The organism is Bradyrhizobium sp. CCGE-LA001, assembly GCF_000296215.2.
Classification (GTDB): Bacteria; Pseudomonadota; Alphaproteobacteria; order Rhizobiales; family Xanthobacteraceae; genus Bradyrhizobium.
Genome location: NZ_CP013949.1, coordinates 6,160,765 through 6,177,387, shown reverse-complemented (window position 1 = coordinate 6,177,387; position 16,623 = coordinate 6,160,765). Strand labels below are relative to the sequence as shown.

Annotated in this window: 13 protein-coding genes and 3 pseudogenes; 10 read left to right on the top strand and 6 right to left on the bottom strand. The window is 57.2% G+C overall.

Annotated elements, in window-relative coordinates:
• Positions 1-252: 252 nt before the first annotated feature.
• The 4 genes from BCCGELA001_RS28780 to BCCGELA001_RS28765 form a co-directional block, all read right to left on the bottom strand.
• Complete coding sequence (locus BCCGELA001_RS28780) at positions 253-837, bottom strand: anthranilate synthase component II (protein ID WP_060736870.1); 585 nt, start codon at positions 835-837, stop codon at positions 253-255.
• Complete coding sequence (gene pabB, locus BCCGELA001_RS28775; protein WP_060736869.1) at positions 834-2,228, bottom strand: aminodeoxychorismate synthase component I; 1,395 nt, start codon at positions 2,226-2,228, stop codon at positions 834-836. The genes BCCGELA001_RS28780 and pabB overlap by 4 nt, the downstream gene beginning before the upstream one ends.
• A gap of 120 nt (positions 2,229-2,348) precedes the next feature.
• On the bottom strand, positions 2,349-2,669 hold the full coding sequence (locus BCCGELA001_RS28770) for a Dabb family protein (RefSeq protein ID WP_008557978.1): 321 nt from the start codon (positions 2,667-2,669) through the stop codon (positions 2,349-2,351).
• Positions 2,670-2,754: 85 nt separating this feature from the next.
• Complete coding sequence (locus tag BCCGELA001_RS28765; RefSeq protein WP_060736868.1) at positions 2,755-3,402, bottom strand: GntR family transcriptional regulator; 648 nt, start codon at positions 3,400-3,402, stop codon at positions 2,755-2,757.
• A 112-nt stretch (positions 3,403-3,514) separates the two neighbouring features.
• Here BCCGELA001_RS28765 and BCCGELA001_RS38010 point away from each other — a divergent pair, with 112 nt between their 5' ends.
• The 8 genes and pseudogenes from BCCGELA001_RS38010 (at position 3,515) to BCCGELA001_RS28735 (ending at position 9,201) form a co-directional block, all read left to right on the top strand.
• Positions 3,515-3,655 (top strand): hypothetical protein, encoded by a 141-nt coding sequence (locus BCCGELA001_RS38010; RefSeq protein ID WP_158511642.1) that lies wholly within the window; start codon positions 3,515-3,517, stop codon positions 3,653-3,655.
• Positions 3,622-3,728, top strand: a pseudogene (locus BCCGELA001_RS38960) (biotin synthase BioB); the annotation flags it as partial. The gene BCCGELA001_RS38010 and the pseudogene BCCGELA001_RS38960, both read left to right, overlap by 34 nt.
• A gap of 48 nt (positions 3,729-3,776) precedes the next feature.
• Positions 3,777-4,130: an aspartate 1-decarboxylase gene (gene panD / locus BCCGELA001_RS28760; RefSeq protein WP_060736867.1), complete on the top strand. Its 354-nt coding sequence runs from the start codon at positions 3,777-3,779 to the stop codon at positions 4,128-4,130.
• 49 nt (positions 4,131-4,179) lie between these two features.
• Positions 4,180-4,971: pseudogene (locus tag BCCGELA001_RS28755) on the top strand (aminotransferase class I/II-fold pyridoxal phosphate-dependent enzyme); the annotation flags it as partial.
• Between the two features lie 385 nt (positions 4,972-5,356).
• Positions 5,357-5,989 carry a dethiobiotin synthase gene (gene bioD, locus BCCGELA001_RS28750; RefSeq protein WP_060736866.1) on the top strand — a complete coding sequence of 211 codons (633 nt, stop codon included), beginning with the start codon at positions 5,357-5,359 and terminating at the stop codon, positions 5,987-5,989.
• Positions 5,989-6,886: pseudogene (locus BCCGELA001_RS39490) on the top strand (aminotransferase class III-fold pyridoxal phosphate-dependent enzyme). Before bioD ends, BCCGELA001_RS39490 begins: the two are co-directional and overlap by 1 nt.
• A gap of 799 nt (positions 6,887-7,685) precedes the next feature.
• Complete coding sequence (gene panB / locus BCCGELA001_RS28740; RefSeq protein ID WP_060736865.1) at positions 7,686-8,558, top strand: 3-methyl-2-oxobutanoate hydroxymethyltransferase; 873 nt, start codon at positions 7,686-7,688, stop codon at positions 8,556-8,558.
• Positions 8,559-8,637: 79 nt separating this feature from the next.
• Positions 8,638-9,201 (top strand): pantoate--beta-alanine ligase, encoded by a 564-nt coding sequence (locus tag BCCGELA001_RS28735; protein ID WP_083543417.1) that lies wholly within the window; start codon positions 8,638-8,640, stop codon positions 9,199-9,201.
• 1,760 nt (positions 9,202-10,961) lie between these two features.
• Here the strand turns inward: BCCGELA001_RS28735 and BCCGELA001_RS28730 are convergent.
• The gene (locus tag BCCGELA001_RS28730; protein ID WP_008557957.1) at positions 10,962-11,207 is read right to left on the bottom strand and encodes a hypothetical protein; all 246 of its coding nucleotides are present in this window, start codon (positions 11,205-11,207) and stop codon (positions 10,962-10,964) included.
• Between the two features lie 1,238 nt (positions 11,208-12,445).
• Here BCCGELA001_RS28730 and BCCGELA001_RS28725 point away from each other — a divergent pair.
• Positions 12,446-14,761: a S9 family peptidase gene (locus BCCGELA001_RS28725; RefSeq protein WP_060736864.1), complete on the top strand. Its 2,316-nt coding sequence runs from the start codon at positions 12,446-12,448 to the stop codon at positions 14,759-14,761.
• Positions 14,762-14,835: 74 nt separating this feature from the next.
• Positions 14,836-15,471 (top strand): J domain-containing protein, encoded by a 636-nt coding sequence (locus BCCGELA001_RS28720; RefSeq protein WP_008557942.1) that lies wholly within the window; start codon positions 14,836-14,838, stop codon positions 15,469-15,471.
• A 577-nt stretch (positions 15,472-16,048) separates the two neighbouring features.
• Here BCCGELA001_RS28720 and BCCGELA001_RS28715 read toward each other — a convergent pair.
• Positions 16,049-16,390 (bottom strand): HU family DNA-binding protein, encoded by a 342-nt coding sequence (locus tag BCCGELA001_RS28715; protein ID WP_008557940.1) that lies wholly within the window; start codon positions 16,388-16,390, stop codon positions 16,049-16,051.
• Positions 16,391-16,623 lie beyond the last annotated feature (233 nt).

Here is a 16,623-nt window from a genome sequence, read left to right as displayed (position 1 = left end):
GTGTCGTGGGAGAACGGAGACATCGGACCGCGTCAATGGTTTCATTCAGCGGCTGCGCCGTCGGCCCTGCAGGAAGGTTAGTCAGGGATGTGACGAGCGAGGTAAGCTCGTTCCTGCAACTGCATATCGCTGGCAAGCAGGCTTACGAGGCGTTCGCCCCAGATTTTCTTCACGGCATTCCCACTGTTCGAAACTTAAGAACCTAATAGCATTATCGCTGGCAGCCTCCATCTGGGCAATGATCTCCGTACGTCATGGGCAGGAAGTCCGTGCATGCCGCAGGAAATTTGTGAGCAGCACATGTCCTCGGTGAGTAAGTATCGATTCGGGATGAAACTGGAGGCCGAAAGTTGGTTGATAACGATGCGCAAGGGCCATGACCTCGCCATCTTCCGAACGCGCGGTCACCACGAGATCTGGCGAGCAAGCCTCGCCGAACTCAACGACAAGAGAATGGTAGCGGCCGACGCAAAGCGGGGACGGCAGTCCTGTGAAAAGCCCCCGCCCGTCATGTCTTATATGCGAGGCATGCCCATGCATGGGACGACCTGCGCGCACGACGCGTCCGCCGAAAACGCTCCCGATGCACTGGTGTCCGAGGCAGATGCCGAGAATTGGGACAGATCCCGTAAGCTCGCGTATGACGGCGGTGGATATTCCCGCTTCACTCGGCGTGCAGGGACCGGGAGAGATGACGATAGCTCGCGGCTTGAGCGCAACAAGATCACTGATGCTGACCACATCGTTCCGAAGGACCTCGGTTGATTCACCGAGCGTCTTGAAATACCGCGCGATGTTGAAGACGAAGGAATCGTAATTGTCGATGATCGCAATCATGTCGCACCGGATGTTTCAGCCCGGAACGCATCAAATATTCGCTCTGCCTTGGCGAGTGTCTCCTCGTATTCTGCCTCCGGGTCTGACATCGCCGTCACACCGCCACCCGCATGAAATACGGCCAAGCCGTCGTTGATCGTGACCGTGCGGATCGCGATGTTCGTGTCCATATGACCGTCAAAACCTATAAAGCCGATCGCCCCGCAATAGACCTCGCGCGCCACACGCTCGATTTCCGAGATGATTTCCATTGCGCGTACCTTCGGTGCCCCGGTAATGGAACCGCCGGGAAAGCAAGCTCGTAACAGGCTGACGGCGTCTTGGTCCGCTGCAAGTAGACCCGAAACGGTCGACACGAGGTGGTGCACTGAGGCATAAGATTCGAGTTCGCAGAGCGCTGGAACCTCCACAGAATGCGCGGTGCACACGCGGGAAAGATCGTTGCGCAAAAGATCCACGATCATGGTGTTCTCAGCGCGATCCTTTTCAGATGCAACAAGGATTTCTGCACGGCGTCGATCTTTCCCAGCGTCAGCGGAGCGGGCAATCGTGCCTTTGATGGGGCGCGTTTGGACCTGTCGCCCGTCGAGCTTCAGGAACCGCTCTGGCGAGCTCGATGCAATAGTCAACTTGCCGTAGCGCAGGAGCGCTGCAAACGGGGCGGGGTTCAATGATCGCAGGCGGCAGTAGAAGGCCAGCGGATCGAACGAGGTCGGCAGCTGCGCGCTGAAGCGTTGCGCAATATTGGCTTGGAAGACGTCCCCATCAAGGATCAAGTCGATGACGCGCTGTACTGTCGCGATGTATCCCTCTCGACTGAAGTTCGAGCGCCATCTTCCCGATATACCGGGGAAGCCGTTCCACAGGGGCGCCGGGCTGGCGAGCAATCTTGCAAACTCACCGGCGCGACGGCCCGCACGCGCGCCCCGGGATACTGGATCCTGCTCCGGCCATCCGGTAGAAACGATCCAGCATCTGCCGTCACGATGATCATGGGCGAGAATTACGTCATAGAAATGCAGGATAGATTGAGGCAGGCCCTGACCGGGAAATGCCGGCGTCGGCAATCGCTCCAACGTCCGGTTCAGATCATAGGAGAAAAAACCAGCCGCGCCGCCCTGGAAGGGCGGAAGATCATGGCGATGCTCCCCGGAATATTGCGCGAGAAGGACACGGAGCATTTCCCATGGATCGCCCTTCATCACTATTCCGTCGCAACTCGCCTGTCCATCCGCGACCATAAAGGTGCTGAACGGATCGCAAGCCAGATATGAATAGCGCCCCAGTGACCCATGCTTTGTGGCGCTGTCGAGAAACATGAGTTGGGGTCTATGCGCGAGACGGCGCATCGCCGTGACAGGATCGATCCATGGCAGCTCACGGACCTGCATTTGGCTGTCGGTCTCCGGCCCGTAGGAGTGCAGAAAGTTTTTCAACTGTTGGTCTGGCGAGAGTGTGCTTCTGAAGCACTCGTGAATGAACCGTCAGGCCAATACGCCCCGTCCGCCTGACTAGCCCGTCCCTGACGTCGAAATAACCCGCTCAACCGACACTTCATAGTCGGCCGCGATACGCAGTTCGCGGAGCGGTCGCACCCGCTTGATCGATTCCTGGTAAAGGGCATGCTCCTTGTAGGCTGTGAGATCCACCTCACTGTCGAACTCGCCATAGACGATAACGTCGACGTCGTTGCCGAGCTGGTCGGTCTTGCGGTTGCGGGCGACCTCCAGCCGCCGTGCATGCGGAATCGCCGTGAGGACCGACAAGCCGTCGATCATTTGCTCAACGTGGGCTTTGTTCTTGGCGGTGAAGAAGACGATGTGACGTATCATGGTTGGCCGTACGCTGATCGAAGTTGAACCGCCTGATTATCTTGGATTGCATCCCGCCGCAATGCCGCACGCCACATAACAACGCTCATCCCTGGCAGGGCGAGGGCAAGGCAAGGCGCTCGATCGTTTGGATGTGGCGCGCGAGGAGATTGCAGGCTTGATCGATGTTGCGCGCGCGCAGTGATTGAAGAATCAGGCGGTGATCCTGATTGGGCCGGGGCCGCCAGCCGGCGCTGCGCGCCATCGCGAACACCAGCCTAGAATTTGCGAGCTGCAAGGCGCCCAGGCTGGCCAGCAGTCGCGGCATCGCACAGGGCGCAACCAGCTCGTGGTGAAAGGCGCGGTTCGCCGTCTCAAAATCCTGGAGCGTCTCGGCATTGTCTCCTTCAATCACGGCGAGCTCGATCCGTGCCAAATGGGTCGATGTGAGCCTTAGAGCTGCATTGCGTAACGCGATCACTTCCAGCGCGGCGCGCATCTCGGCGATTTCCCTGACCGAACTAATATCGAGCGGGGCAACTCGAACGCCGCGACGAGGCGCCGCAACGACAAGATGTTGAGCCTCCAATTGCCGGAATGCTTCGCGAACCGGGACGTGACTTGAATGAAATTCTCGCGCGACATGATCCTGGCGGAGTGGGGCATCCGGCGGTAGGGCGCCGGTGATTATGCGTTGGCCGATCGACGCGGCGATGCGGCCAGCTGTCGTCAAGTTCTCGCCACCAGTCATCATAGATTATCTATCAGAAAAACGAGTGCACTCGTGCGTGCCCTCAGTTAGCATCAATCCAGAGTAATAGTCATAGATAATTTTCCAAAATATCTATGATTTCGCGAGAAAGCTTATGGCTGATGTCTTGAACGAATGCGGCGGCGGCAACAGCGCGCCAGTTCGCAGGGATTGGAAACGCGCCGATGCCGAGGCGCTTTATAGCCTGCCGTTTGACCATCTGCGAATTCGATCTTCATCGGCGATGTGCTATTGACCACAAAGAATCCGCAGCGTGACCGCGACGCGAATTTTTGAATCGGCTTGGGATCGCATCTGGACTTGCCTGAGGGCAGCAGGGAAGCGGCACATTCTCAGCAAACAATAGTAGGAAGAAAATGCAAATTTCCCTGATGAAGGGCAAAATCCACCGCGCCTCGGTGACCGAAGCCGATTTGCACTATGAAGGCTCAGTCGCGATCGATCGTGCACTACTGGACGCTGCGGGATTTTTGATCAACGAACGCGTGGAGATCTACAACGTCGAAACCGGAGCGCGCTTCGCAAGCTATGTCGTCGAGGCACCACGGGGTTCCGGAATCATAAGCTTGAACGGCGCAGAGGCGCGGCTCGCGTTGCCCGGTGACAAAATTATCATGGTTGCATATGCCTTGTTTGACGAGGTGGAAGCAAGAACGTTCAAGCCGCGCGTTGTGTTGATTGACCGAGAAAATCGCATCTTGCCGAGCTGACAGCTACCATCCTCAAGTTTCGTTCTCGTAACCGCGGGCGATTTGCTCGTTAGATTATCTGGTGCACGCAAGCATTCACGAGGGCGCGCGCCGGTCGAGCTGAGTTTCGGGTGAGCGCCCACAATGATCCCCAGTCGGTCGAAGACATAATTTGCGGCTGGCGGGCCAAGGGCGGAATGGGCCGCGTCTGGATCGTGGTTGAAAGTCTTTACAGTATGGATGGCGATTTCGCCCCTCTCAGAGACTTGGTCGTGGTCGCCGACCGCGATGATGCATTCCTCATTGTGGACGAGGCGCATGCCACAGGCGTCTACAGCGAGCAGGAGCGGGGGCTTACGGGCGCCTTATGAGGGGCGCAAGAATCTTTTGGTCGTTCATACGTGCGGCAAGGCGCTCGGTGTCGTCGGCCCGCTTGTCACTGCGCCAAATGTGCTGCGCGATTTCATGATCAATCGCTGTCGCCCTTCATCTTCGCCACCGCCCCGTCACCAGTGATGGCTCTCGCCGTGCGACAAGCAGTGCTCATCCTGCAGCAGGAGCCCGAGCGTCAGCAACGTCTGGCCCGCCTTGTCGCGTTTACGCATAGGCAGATGCGCATCCGCGACTTGCAGAATCCTTCGAGCTCACAGATCGTGCCCTATATCGTTGGCGACAATGCGCGCGCAATGCAAGTGCCTCTGCACTGCAAGCTCGCGTCTTCGACATCCGAGGAATCCGCCCGCCAACCGTGCCGGCTGGCACAGCTCGTCTTCGCATTTCACTGACCCTCAACGTCACCGAGGAGGATGTGCTTGCAATGCTGGATACGCTTATCGAGGAGGCGGCACGTCAGGCTCGATGAACCGGCAAATCAGGTTGGCTGACGGGCGTTTTTTCAAGAGTTAACCGAGCTGCTGCGGCCATCGGAGACCATTCATTCTGGTCTGGAGCGAGAGATCGGCATCGAGCTCGTCTCACGACCGTGCGATGTTCAGCCCTATCGGTTGCAAACCACAGATAACCCCTCGTGATTGCTCGAGCAAACTCACAGATCGGACGCGTGATGGCGTGAAAACCTTTGTACTGGCCTCATCGGGTGCCGAAACTCGGCAACAAGCGGCTCAATATCGGGCATGTTGGGCTCACGATCCAGGCGATAATGGACGTGAATATGAAACCCTCAGTCGAGGGCAAGACGTGCGTTCAGTGCGCGATGTGCGTACTGAGAGGACGAGGGGAGTAGCTTGATGAGTCAGCGGATTGTGGTGGCCGGTACGGACACTGGTGTCGGGAAAACGGTGTTTTCCGCGGGCCTCGCTGATCTCCTGGGCGCCAGCTATTGGAAGCCAATTCAGGCCGGCCTCGAAGGGGAGACCGATACCGAGGTGGTCGCACGACTGGGCGGTCTGTCGGCCGACCGCATCGTGCCTGAGCATTACCGCCTCACAATGCCGGCTTCGCCTCATCATTCTGCTGAACTCGACGGAGTTCGCATCGACCCGGACTCGCTGAATTTGCCGGAGGCGGCGGATCGACCGCTCGTGATTGAGGGCGCCGGCGGGCTGATGGTCCCGCTGAGGGGCGATACGCTGTACATTGATGTCTTTGAACGATGGCGCCTTCCAGTCGTTCTTTGCGCGCGTACAGCGCTTGGCACTATCAACCACTCGCTGCTGGCCATAGAGGCTCTGCGAAAGCGCGAGATCCGCATCCTTGGGATTGCCTTCATCGGTGAAAGAAATGCTGAAGCTCAGACTGCAATTCGCGAGATTGGGCGGGTACGTTGGCTGGGGCGATTGCCCTGGCTGTCTTCCCTTACGGCCGAGACGCTGCAGTCGGCGTTCAAAGTCTCATTCCGCGCCGACGACTTCCATCTGTAATGGCGAAGTCAATATCGCCGATCTGGCATCCGTTCACACAGCATGCGCTTCAACATGAGATGAGAAAGTTGGTGCGTGCTGATGGTGCATACCTCTACACCGCCGTATCGTAGATGCAATTTCCTCCTGGTGGGTCGTCACGCATGGTCATTGTCATCCCCACATTGTGCGCGCCATTCAAGATCAGGCAAGCAAGCTCCATCAAGTGGTCTTTGCCGGCCATACCCACGATCCCGCTGAGGAGGTTGCTGCACCACTCTTGAAGCTTGCACCCCCAGGACTTGACTATGTCTTCTTCCCCGAAGATGGCGCTGGGATATTGGCACAATATTGGCCAACAGCGAACCCGCATTATCGTAGTGCAGCATTCCTACCACGGCGATACGGTTGGAGCCATGTCGGTTGACGCCCGAGGCGTGTTCAATGCATCATATGGATCCCTGCTATTTGATGTCAGATCAGTCTAGTTCCCGGCAAAATATCGTGAGCAGGCGACGCTCGATGCGCTACAAACAGCTTGTCGAAACGAAAATCCGGCCGCCTTTATCGTAGAACCGCTGATTTCGGGGGCAGGGGGGGTGCTGATGTACCCAGCCTGGGTACTGAGAGTGATGAAGCGTACATGATGCAAGAGCAGGCAATTGCCTCATTCCGTGCAGATGCCGATTTCGGAACGTTCGACGCCTCGGCACGATTGCCGCACTCGATCTGATAACGAGCGAATCGGATTATCCCTCCAAGGTCGGGCCGAAGCTTCAAGCGTTCTTCAGAGAACGAGATTTGCTGCTGCGGCCGCTCGGCAATACGATTTACGTGATGCCGCCCTATTGCGTTACGGCAGTTGATCTTGATCAAGTCTACGCTGCTATCAGGGAAGCCGCCGATGTGCTAGCCTGAAGGTACGCCTACCGCACGTCGTGCCCGCAGCCCTTTGGTGCAGATTAGACAGAGCCACTGCTGTTACCACGCGCCCCCTTTAGATTTCATTGCGTTCCCGATCCGACGTAAACCGAGCGTTCCAACACTCACGATGCTTGCGCAGCGTCGCCTCAACCACAGGCGTGGCCAACCTGTCTTCTCCTGGGCGGCGCTGGCCGTCCAGCTTGTGCGTGAGGCGCTGGCCAGATGCGATGTGCCGGCTACCCGCCTAAAGCGTCATATTCATCTGGCGGAGCGTTTCCTGCGCCATTGCGCCGAAATTCACCGAACTTGCGCATTATTTGTCCTGCGCGGCCAGTTTACCGCGAGAAAGTGGTGATAGGCTGTCTTGCCGGCCGGTCACTGGACGGAACCAACATGCAGGAACTTGCAGCGCTGAGCGAAAAGGGGGGCGGCCGGTATCGCTTTTAACGACCTTGCCGCGCGTCTGGCGAATTCCGCTCTCGATCCCGCTGTTTAGTTCATGATGGTCACGGGTGTTGTACTACAACCGCTCCGCATCTCTGCACAGCATTAGAGGCGCCAAGTTCAGCTATGTAACTCATTGCCCTCTATGGCAAGTGGACCGCAGGACGTTCGTGAGCTGACGAGTCAAGGATCGCAAGTACTGAAAACTGCGATGCGTGCCATCCGGTGTGTACCGACTGCGCCACTAAGTTGATGTGCAAGATTGTTTGATGTCACCGTTGACAGTATCCCGTTGCCTTCTTTACGAAGCGTGAGACGAGGGATGCGCACCAGCCGACCGGGATCTGAGATGAGTAAATATTCGGAGCCGCCTACTGAACGCACTACGATCCCAACCTTGACGCGCTGGAAACGCGAGGGCCGGCGTGTCGTAATGACAACCGCTTACGACGCCGTCACAGCACGCATTGCCGACAGCGTCGCAGATATCATCCTAGTCGGCGACAGCGTCGGCAATGTCTGCCTCGGATTCGAAAACACGCTATCGGTCAGCGTGGCGATGATGAATCATCATCTTGAGGCGGTTGCGCGCACAAGGCCTCAAGCCTTACTCGTGGCCGATATGCCCTATCTTAGTTTTCATCTCAGCCGAGAGGAAGCGGTACGCAACGCGGGCGGTTTCCTTCAGCGTGGGGCAGATGCCGTCAAATTGGAGGGGGGAGCCAAGCGTGCGGAGATGGTGCGCGCCTTGGTCGATTGCGAGATTCCTGTCATGGGCCATCTAGGCCTCACCCCCCAAAGCGTCAATGTGATGGGAGGTTTCAAGGTCCAGGGGCGGACAGCCGACGACGCTTTGCGCCTGCTCGATGATGCCCAGCGTCTGCAGCAGGCTGGTTGCTTTGCTCTAGTCCTGGAGGGAATTCCGGCCGAGCTCGCTGCACGAGCGACAAAATTTCTGACAATTCCGACCATTGGAATCGGAGCAGGTCCTGATTGTTCAGGCCAGGTGCTCGTTCTTCACGATGTGCTGGGCTTGACTGAAGGCCGCCGCCCCAAATTCGTTCGCGCCTATGCAGATGGATTCCATCTGTTAAAGGAGGCGTTGTCTAGCTGGGCCGCGGACGTCCGCAACGGTGCCTTCCCGGCACCCGGAGAGTCGTATCGGCTTCCTGAAGGTCTAGACGATATGATCGCAAATTGGACGCCTTCCAACCCAACCTAAAGCTCAACATGCAAACAATTACTAGAGTCTGCGAGCTCCGTCAGGTTCTCGCACACAAGCGCGTCGGATTGTACCAACAATGGGCTATCTGCACGAAGGACATCTGGCGCTCGTCAAAGCAAGCGAGGCGCATTGCGATGTGACAGTCGCAAGTATATTCGTTAATCCAACCCAATTCGGACCAAGCGAGGCAATCGCCGCTTACCAGCGCGACTTATCGCGTGATGAAACACTGTGCCGCGAAGCTGGCGTTGCGATCGTCTTTGCCCCAGATGTACAAGAGCTCTATCCGGCTCATCTTGACACCTTCGTTGAGCCCGGTGAGCTTGCAAATTCGCTGTGTGGAGTTTTCAGGCCCTGGCGCTTTCGTGGTGGCGACGGTGGTCTGCAAGCCGCTCAATTTGCTGCGGCCGGACGTTCGCATTTTTTCGGGGAGAAGGACTTTCAGCAATGCGCCGTCGTGCGTCGAGCGGTAGCTGATCTCAATCTTCCGGTCGAGATTATGACCGTGATGCCAACCGTGCGGGAACCGGATGGGCTCGCGATGAGCAGTCGTAACCGGTACCTCGACGAGGAAGAACGTCTGCGCCCTTGCCATCAACCGCAGGCTGTTCGCTGCAGAGGCAGAATTTCAGGTAGGTGAGCGCAATGTTGGGGCACTCGTAGCAATCGTAAGGAGGCACTTGGATGAAATCGATCGCGTACAGTACGTCGAGCTCGTCGATGCCGACACGCGCAAGCCGGCCGCGAGCCCGTTGAGTCGTCTCGCAGCTCTTTGCGCCGCGCCTATGTGGGCGCGACCCGCCTGATCGACAACATCGTCCTGAAGCCAGAAGTTGACTTGTAGTGCGAGCATTGGATCGAGGTGAACTCGCCGGCGTGACCGACATACGCTCGTCACTTGCGCTTCTACCTTCTCACAGTTTTCGAGGCAGAACTGATGGAAGGGCACAACCAGCTGAATGGTTTCAGCTTATCACTCACATTCCAACGGAATCGTTTGAGCTCAGAGCATGACTTCCGTTCGGCTGGTCGATCGCCGGCTCGCCCATTCTGTCCTGTCATCCGATGCAAACGAGGTGCGCCTGTCAGCATTTGATTTACGCTGCTCGCTTTTCAGAAGATCAGGAGGCGCCATCGTCCCGCCAAATAGCCGTGACGTCCATGTCTCACCCGGCTCATAGCCCGCTTGACGCCAACTGCGGGCGGAAACAGGGGCGTCGCTCGCTTTGAACGAGACGGCGAAAACGCAAGGCAACGCAGCTGTAACCGCTCCAAACAGCCTGGATCTGTTGATTTGAGGCGAGAATGCCGCGCAGGATGCGGGATTTCGCAGTCGATGCGCAGTTCATCGCATGAATTGAAATCGAACTATCCTTACTATCCCCGGTGTCGGTGAGGCACAAATTTAATTTGCTGATTCCGCCAAGGGAGGATGCGTCGGAGTCGGACGCTTGCGGCGGCCGTACGTCGCGAGACTTTGCAGTCGAACCGCAGTCAGCTCTGGAAGACATGAATGAGGAATCCAGGTAACGCTAGCAGGAGGCGAGAATGCACGATCGATCCTATACTTCCCAGCGTTGCACAGTAAAGTGCTGCGCAATCTGCGGTCGGAGATTTGGGCTCGTACGGTATTATCACTGGCGAATGGCGCTATGCTCCAAGAAATGCGTGCTCCGATTCAAAGAGCGGCAGGAGGCGGACCATAACTGGCTCCATGCGATTGCGAACGGCTAAAGCCGAGATCAGGCCGATGTATTTGGTCGGCCAAGCAGGCTCCTCAGCAATCCCAACCCTCCCTCCGTTTGCCGAAGATGATGTCGAGTGGAGCAACTCGCCATAATCTTGAGACTGCAACTTTCTCGCTTCTAGACTGCGTGTCGGTTTTTGGGATCAACTGCTGATGTTTCGGCTTGTTGCTGGGCTCGATATCGAGCTCCCTGATTTGGCGGACCGTCTGGAGCGACGATATGGAGCAGTCAGTGTTGGTCAGTGGAGTTAAAGACCTGTGGACCAAAGGCAGCGCGGTTCGGGTTTAACGCCATTACAAATGAAGCCAATTGACACGCCCTGATGGCGTGAAGCTATGAGATCACTCAGAGACTGGCATCAGCTGCGTCAAACCAATAGGCGTCTCAGTACGGAGGCCGGACCGTGTGCGGAAAGTTTCCTGCAGTAGCGAACGTAGCCGCTCCAGGCGCATCTGTCTGCTCGCGTGTCTTTGACGACTTCAGCAAGTCAGTTTGACTCCTCGTTAGTATTCTTCTTCCCCATCGATCGATGTCGCAGAGCGGAGGTCGCTGGAGCAGTGACAGCGCTCAACGCTGCACGATGCGCGCGCATCAAAGTCGAACAGATCCGCACTCTGCGCCAAGCGCTCCCGTGGTGTCGGCTAGCCGTCACTTAGAGATCGAGAGCATGGCCTTCCGATCGGAACTTATCAGCCAGAAGCAACGGAGAATCAACCAGAATCCCGGAGCAGCCACCCCGATAGCCCGGGTGTTCTGCCATGGCTGCGTCGATACCTGCTACGAGAGAAAGCACGACGGTGAGCATTTTCAAAAAGTACATGGTCACTAACATTCGGCTAAGGGAGCCGATCGTTATGGTCGTCTCAAACGGTGCCTTCATCTCGGTATTTTGGATCATCACGTACTACCTGAAGGTTCTCGCGCTGAGCTGAGCTCCCACTCTAACCGCTCATGCCAAACTGCTCCCGGAAGGCCGCCCCCTCGCATTCGCAGGGTGTCGGGCTATGGCATTCTTCCTGCTGAGCAGATCGAGCATCAATGTCCACGTCCTTTCTCGTCGCATCGAGCGTAAGCAAGCAGGTCTATCAACACGACCCCTGAACCTCATCAGGAAAACCGCTTCTCATAATTGGCGAGCCAAGAGGTCACAGCCAAAAGGGCACCGAACGGAGTTGAACTAGGCAACCGATCGTGTGGCCACGTCGGCAATTTAAGACAAATGGCCGTCAGCATCACGGCAAGGCGAGAATGCCAAGCCAACGCGGCGTGAGTCGCCTGAGACGTTGCTTTATGTTGCCTCATAGTGAGCTCGCAAACACGATGCTCATGGCGATACGCCGACTGGTCGACATTCCGCATCAGCCACCCCTCTACACGCGATCCGTGATGCTCGCCAACGAATGAAGCAAGGGACGTGCCGAATCAAAGCCGCTTGGCTGAAAGCTGACAATCGGACACAGAAATCTTTAGCCGGTCAGTGCTGCGGCTGCGATCGTGCTCCTTGCTAAGCATCAATCCACTCCGCATCGCCGATCTTCAGACCTGCCGCAGTCCCAACAGGGCGGTGAAGCCCAATGTCCCATCCGATGGCTGATAGCGGAAGCGCTCCGTCAATACGGATCGCGGAAGCCTAGATAGCGGAGATATGCGCAAGACCGCCGTTATCGGTCGGCGCCGAAGACCGCGTCCCAGGAAGAGAGACATATCCGCGGAAAGGCTGTGCCCAGTAGGTATTAGGCGCGATGGTGTCATCAACGGATACACCTGCTGGGCCTTACCGCCTGCATCTCCGCTCGGGATTTGTGGCGTATAGCGCCGATCGCATGAGGCCGCTGGTGCGCATCCACATCGTCCGCGTCAATCCTTCCCGGTTTGCGGTCGGACCATTGCTGCGCCATCAGGTCAGCGGCCGCGTTGTTCGATCTAGGACGGGTGTGTTACTTGATCCACTGTTCCCGTGGTTTAGACGACACCCCGATCGGAAAACAAGCTGTCACCGCGTGGTGCGCGGCTGGCATCATTTCTGCAGTGTGTGGGAAGATGGATACAGCTGAGGTGCTATGAATATACCGGCACAGCGGATCTGTCGGCCTGCACAAGCACTGCTATCGTGTCTCAAACAGGAATACCAAAATCATGTTTAGGTTCGTCGCTTTGACGATTGCCTTGTTGGCTCAGCAGGAGGGGGGCGTGAATAGTCTAAGCGATAAGGTCGCGAACGACAAACTGCTGCTATCCGATTACAAGCGAGCGCTCATGGTCCGCGATCACTATGCCAAGTTGACTGTCAACGTCCCGGGCGAGCCGTTCTGGGTTTCGGATGGTGAAGCGTTTGTCTACCGGCGAACGAACAAAGGCAAGCACCAGTTTATCCTCGTGGATGCAGGCACTGCCAAGAGGCGGCCGGCTTTCGATCAGGCCCGCCTCGCGGTCGGGCTGAACAAGGCGGCTCACGAGGAGTATAGTTCGGACAATTTACCTTTCGATCGTTTCGAATTGGCGGATAATAGGATTACCTTCCGAGTCGAGAACACCAGCTGGAGCTGCGATCTTGTAAGCTATGCCTGTACAAGCGAGACCACCTCGCTCGATGACTTGCAAGAAAGCCCCTATGACGACACGCCACCTGCAGAGAATGATCCGCAGAAAACAAGCGGATCGCCTGATGGAAAATGGCTGGTCTATATCAGGAACTACAATATCTTCCTGCGCAGCCACGATGGTTTGCAAGAATTCCCTTTGACCTGGGACGGAACTGAACACAACTATTATGCTCTCTCGACCCTGACTTGGTCTCCAGACTCGCATTACCTGGCGGGCTACCGAATCCGTCCGGGCCACAAACGAGAGATCCATTATGTCGAATCATCGCCGACGGACCAGCTTCAACCGCGGCATTGGGCGATGGCGTATCCGAAGCCGGGTGATCCCTTGGCGCTACCCCAACCCGTGCTGTTTGACATTACCAGCAAGCGTGAGATCGCGATCGAGAATTCCTCTTTCCCTGATCCTTTTGAGCTTTCACCAATGCAGTGGTGGAAGGACAGTCGCGGCTTCACCTTCGAGTACAATCAGCGAGGCCACCAACTCTATCGCGTTGTCGAGGTGGATGCGGCCACGGGCAAAGTGCGCTCTCTGATTGATGAGGGCAGCAAGACGTTCGTTGACTACCATCGTCTAGTAGACCAGGAGCATACCGGGAAAACATTCCGTTACGACATTGAGGACGGGCAGGAGATCATTTGGGCTTCCGAGCGCGACGGATATGAGCATCTCTACCTTTTCAATGGGCGGACCGGGAAACTTAAAAATCAGATAACCAGGGGGGATTGGGTGGTCCGCGCGGTCTATCGCGTCGATCCAGTCAAGCGCCAGATCTGGTTTGGCGCGAGCGGGATGAACGTCGGGGAGGATCCATACTTCGTTCACGCCTACCGTGTCGACTTTGACGGGACGGGACTGACCGCGCTTACGCCCGAACCAGCTAATCATCACATCGAATTCTCACCCAATGGCCGCTACTTTGTCGACCGTTGGTCACGCCTTGACGTCCCGCCGCGTTTGGCGCTGCACCGGACCATTGACGATGGGGAAATATCTCAGGTCGAGAGCGCGGATATCTCTGAACTCGTGGCTGCTGGTTGGCAGCCGCCGCGCAGCTTCCATGCCAAGGGGCGGGACGGAGAGACCGATATATGGGGGGTTATTCACTTGCCGGTCAACTTTGATCAAAACAGGAGGTATCCGGTCGTCGAGCACATCTACGCCGGCCCGACCGGCTCTTTCGTTCCGAAATCCTTCTCTGCCTCGGTCGAGCCGCTCACTCAGCTAGGCTTTATTGTCGTTCAGATCGACGGTATGGGGACGAACAACCGCTCACGCGCATTTCACGACGTCGCCTGGAAGAATTTGAAGGACGCCGGCTTTCCCGACCGAATCCTGTGGCACAAGGCGGCGAGCGCGACCTATCCTTGGTATGATATCTCGAATGTCGGGATTTTCGGCGGATCTGCTGGCGGTCAGAATGCCGTGAGCGCGCTGCTCTTCCATCCCGACTTCTACAAGGTGGCGGTCGCCAACAGCGGCTGCTACGACAACCGGGTGGACAAGCTCTGGTGGAATGAACAGTGGATGGGGTGGCCGGTCGGCATTGAATATGCCCAATCCTCCGCCGTCGACAACGCCCACCGGCTGCAAGGTAAACTGATGCTCATTGTCGGCGAGATGGATCACAACGTAGATCCGTCCTCCACATTCCAGCTTGCCGATCGGCTCATCAGAGCGGAAAAGTACTTCGACATGCTTGTAGTGCCCGGCGCAGCTCACGGAACGCCCGGCAGTTATAGCGAGCTTAAGCTCCTGGAGTTTTTCGTTCGCAACATTCTCGGGCCGATACCCCCTAATTGGAATGCCACATCAACCGAGCTGCCGAAGAGCGAGTCTGCGCCATGATGAGTGGAGAGCCAACGTTGCTCAGCTTATTCTTTCAATACGTCAAGGTTTTTGCAGCGTAGTCAAAGTCAGCCATGCCGATCGATTCATCAAAGTTCTTCGACTCCATCCGTATCAAGCCTCGCGGCAAGCAGCCGGGAGCGAAGCCGCGCGAGACCGTCGCCGTTTGCGAATGGGTCGGCTGCCAGAACAAGGCCAACCATCGTGCGCCGAAGGGGCGCGAGAATTCGCGCGAGTACTGGAATTTCTGTCTGGGGCACGTCCGCGAGTACAATCATAATTACAATTTCTTCTCCGGCATGAATGCCGACGCGGTCGAGCGCTACCAGAAGGATGCGCTGACCGGCCACCGTCCGACCTGGAAGATGGGCACCTATGGCGGCAAGGAGGGCGCTGAAGCCAAGATCGATATGGCGTCAGAAGTGTTCCGCATGTCCAGCGAGATCAACGGTCGCGGCGCTAACTGGCGCCGCGGCCCCGAAGCTCAACCCAAGGCCGAGACTCGCAATGTGATGAACGCCGAGCGCAAGGCGCTCCAGATCATGGGCCTCGGACCCAACGCCGCGCTCGCCGACGTCAAGAGCAAGTACAAGGCGCTGGTGAAGCAGCACCACCCCGACGCCAATGGCGGCGACCGCTCCACCGAAGGCCGCCTGATCGAGATCATCAAGGCGTATCATTATCTGAAGACGGTGGTGCGGGAGTCGTAGGCCTCGCGCGCGCTGCGTACGTCCGAGGCACCTCGGCGCCACACCGTCGGTGTCGTCCTGGACAAGCGAAGCGCAGATCTACCGTGTTGACTGTCAAGGTGGTCGACCCGCGCTAAGTGGGCGGCACCGTGCTCGGCAGTCAAGGGGTTTCGCTCCGCCTTGCGGCAGTGGCCTGCGGCGAGCCTTGAAGGCCTGTGCTCGTTGCGGCAAGGGGCTGCCATGGTCGAAGCTCTACTGTACTGCGGCTGTAGTTGGAGCCGGCGCTATGGCGTCCCGCATTTGGGCATTTAGCCGCGCCAGCAATGCGCATCACCGCGACCATGATCACCCGGTCTGGCTTGCCCCGGGCCCGCAGCCGACCGCCGGTCCTTGATCTTTGGATCGAACCGCATCGCCGCGCTCACACACGCCGTCCGAGGCTGCCGGGAAAGTAGCTCAATCAGGCACAATATAGGCCAGCTCCTACGTCGATCAGATGGTGACTCATCCATTGAGGTTGTGAGGTCTCGATTCCGCGTCCGTTGCCGAGACAACATTAACGTTGCTTCTTCACCACACCGGATGCTCACTCTCGCGCTTAAACTGCACCGACGCCACCCTTAGACTGCCTCCGAGGCAAGCTTGACGCCTTCCAGTCTTGCGTCGCGTTCAAGCGCCCATGCATTTCCTTGCTGGCCTTGAAGTGTGGAAAACGCTTTCCGTCAACTCGCGTAAGCTTGCCCGTTCGCGGATTTTTGTTCATGCGAGCCTGCCGTTGCTTGGTAGAAAAAATTCCGAAGCCACGAAGCTCAACCCGATCTCCGCGCTCGAGCGCAGCGACGATCTCGCCAAGAATTGTACTTACAATGTTCTCGACGTCGTGCTGGTAAAGACGCGAATTTCGGCAGGCGATACGCGCTACGAGTTCAGACCTAATCATTGACAGCTAGCATCCACAGAATCCAGGAGGGATCATTTCCTCGAAAGCGCTAGCGCATGTCAAGCGGCGGCGGAGGCTGAATGATCATGACCCGCAAAACGGAAACTCGGATGACGAAGCATCAATTGGCATCACCAAGTTAGAGGGGCATTCGGATACGAAGTGCCTCCAACTACTCTGCTATAGCTGTTCTCCGTTTACCTCCTTGCAGTTGTGGTGTTGCGGCAATCCTC

What these genes read in the sequence shown, in the direction of transcription:
- BCCGELA001_RS28780 (WP_060736870.1), bottom strand. Translation starts at nt 837, where the DNA reads ATGATTGCGATCATCGACAATTACGATTCCTTCGTCTTCAACATCGCG.
- BCCGELA001_RS28725 (WP_060736864.1), top strand. Translation starts at nt 12,446, where the DNA reads ATGTTTAGGTTCGTCGCTTTGACGATTGCCTTGTTGGCTCAGCAGGAG.
- panD (WP_060736867.1), top strand. Translation starts at nt 3,777, where the DNA reads ATGCAAATTTCCCTGATGAAGGGCAAAATCCACCGCGCCTCGGTGACC.
- BCCGELA001_RS28730 (WP_008557957.1), bottom strand. Translation starts at nt 11,207, where the DNA reads ATGATCCAAAATACCGAGATGAAGGCACCGTTTGAGACGACCATAACG.
- BCCGELA001_RS28735 (WP_083543417.1), top strand. Translation starts at nt 8,638, where the DNA reads ATGGGCTATCTGCACGAAGGACATCTGGCGCTCGTCAAAGCAAGCGAG.
- pabB (WP_060736869.1), bottom strand. Translation starts at nt 2,228, where the DNA reads ATGCAGGTCCGTGAGCTGCCATGGATCGATCCTGTCACGGCGATGCGC.
- BCCGELA001_RS28715 (WP_008557940.1), bottom strand. Translation starts at nt 16,390, where the DNA reads ATGATTAGGTCTGAACTCGTAGCGCGTATCGCCTGCCGAAATTCGCGT.
- panB (WP_060736865.1), top strand. Translation starts at nt 7,686, where the DNA reads ATGAGTAAATATTCGGAGCCGCCTACTGAACGCACTACGATCCCAACC.
- BCCGELA001_RS28720 (WP_008557942.1), top strand. Translation starts at nt 14,836, where the DNA reads ATGCCGATCGATTCATCAAAGTTCTTCGACTCCATCCGTATCAAGCCT.
- BCCGELA001_RS38010 (WP_158511642.1), top strand. Translation starts at nt 3,515, where the DNA reads ATGGCTGATGTCTTGAACGAATGCGGCGGCGGCAACAGCGCGCCAGTT.
- BCCGELA001_RS28765 (WP_060736868.1), bottom strand. Translation starts at nt 3,402, where the DNA reads ATGATGACTGGTGGCGAGAACTTGACGACAGCTGGCCGCATCGCCGCG.
- bioD (WP_060736866.1), top strand. Translation starts at nt 5,357, where the DNA reads ATGAGTCAGCGGATTGTGGTGGCCGGTACGGACACTGGTGTCGGGAAA.
- BCCGELA001_RS28770 (WP_008557978.1), bottom strand. Translation starts at nt 2,669, where the DNA reads ATGATACGTCACATCGTCTTCTTCACCGCCAAGAACAAAGCCCACGTT.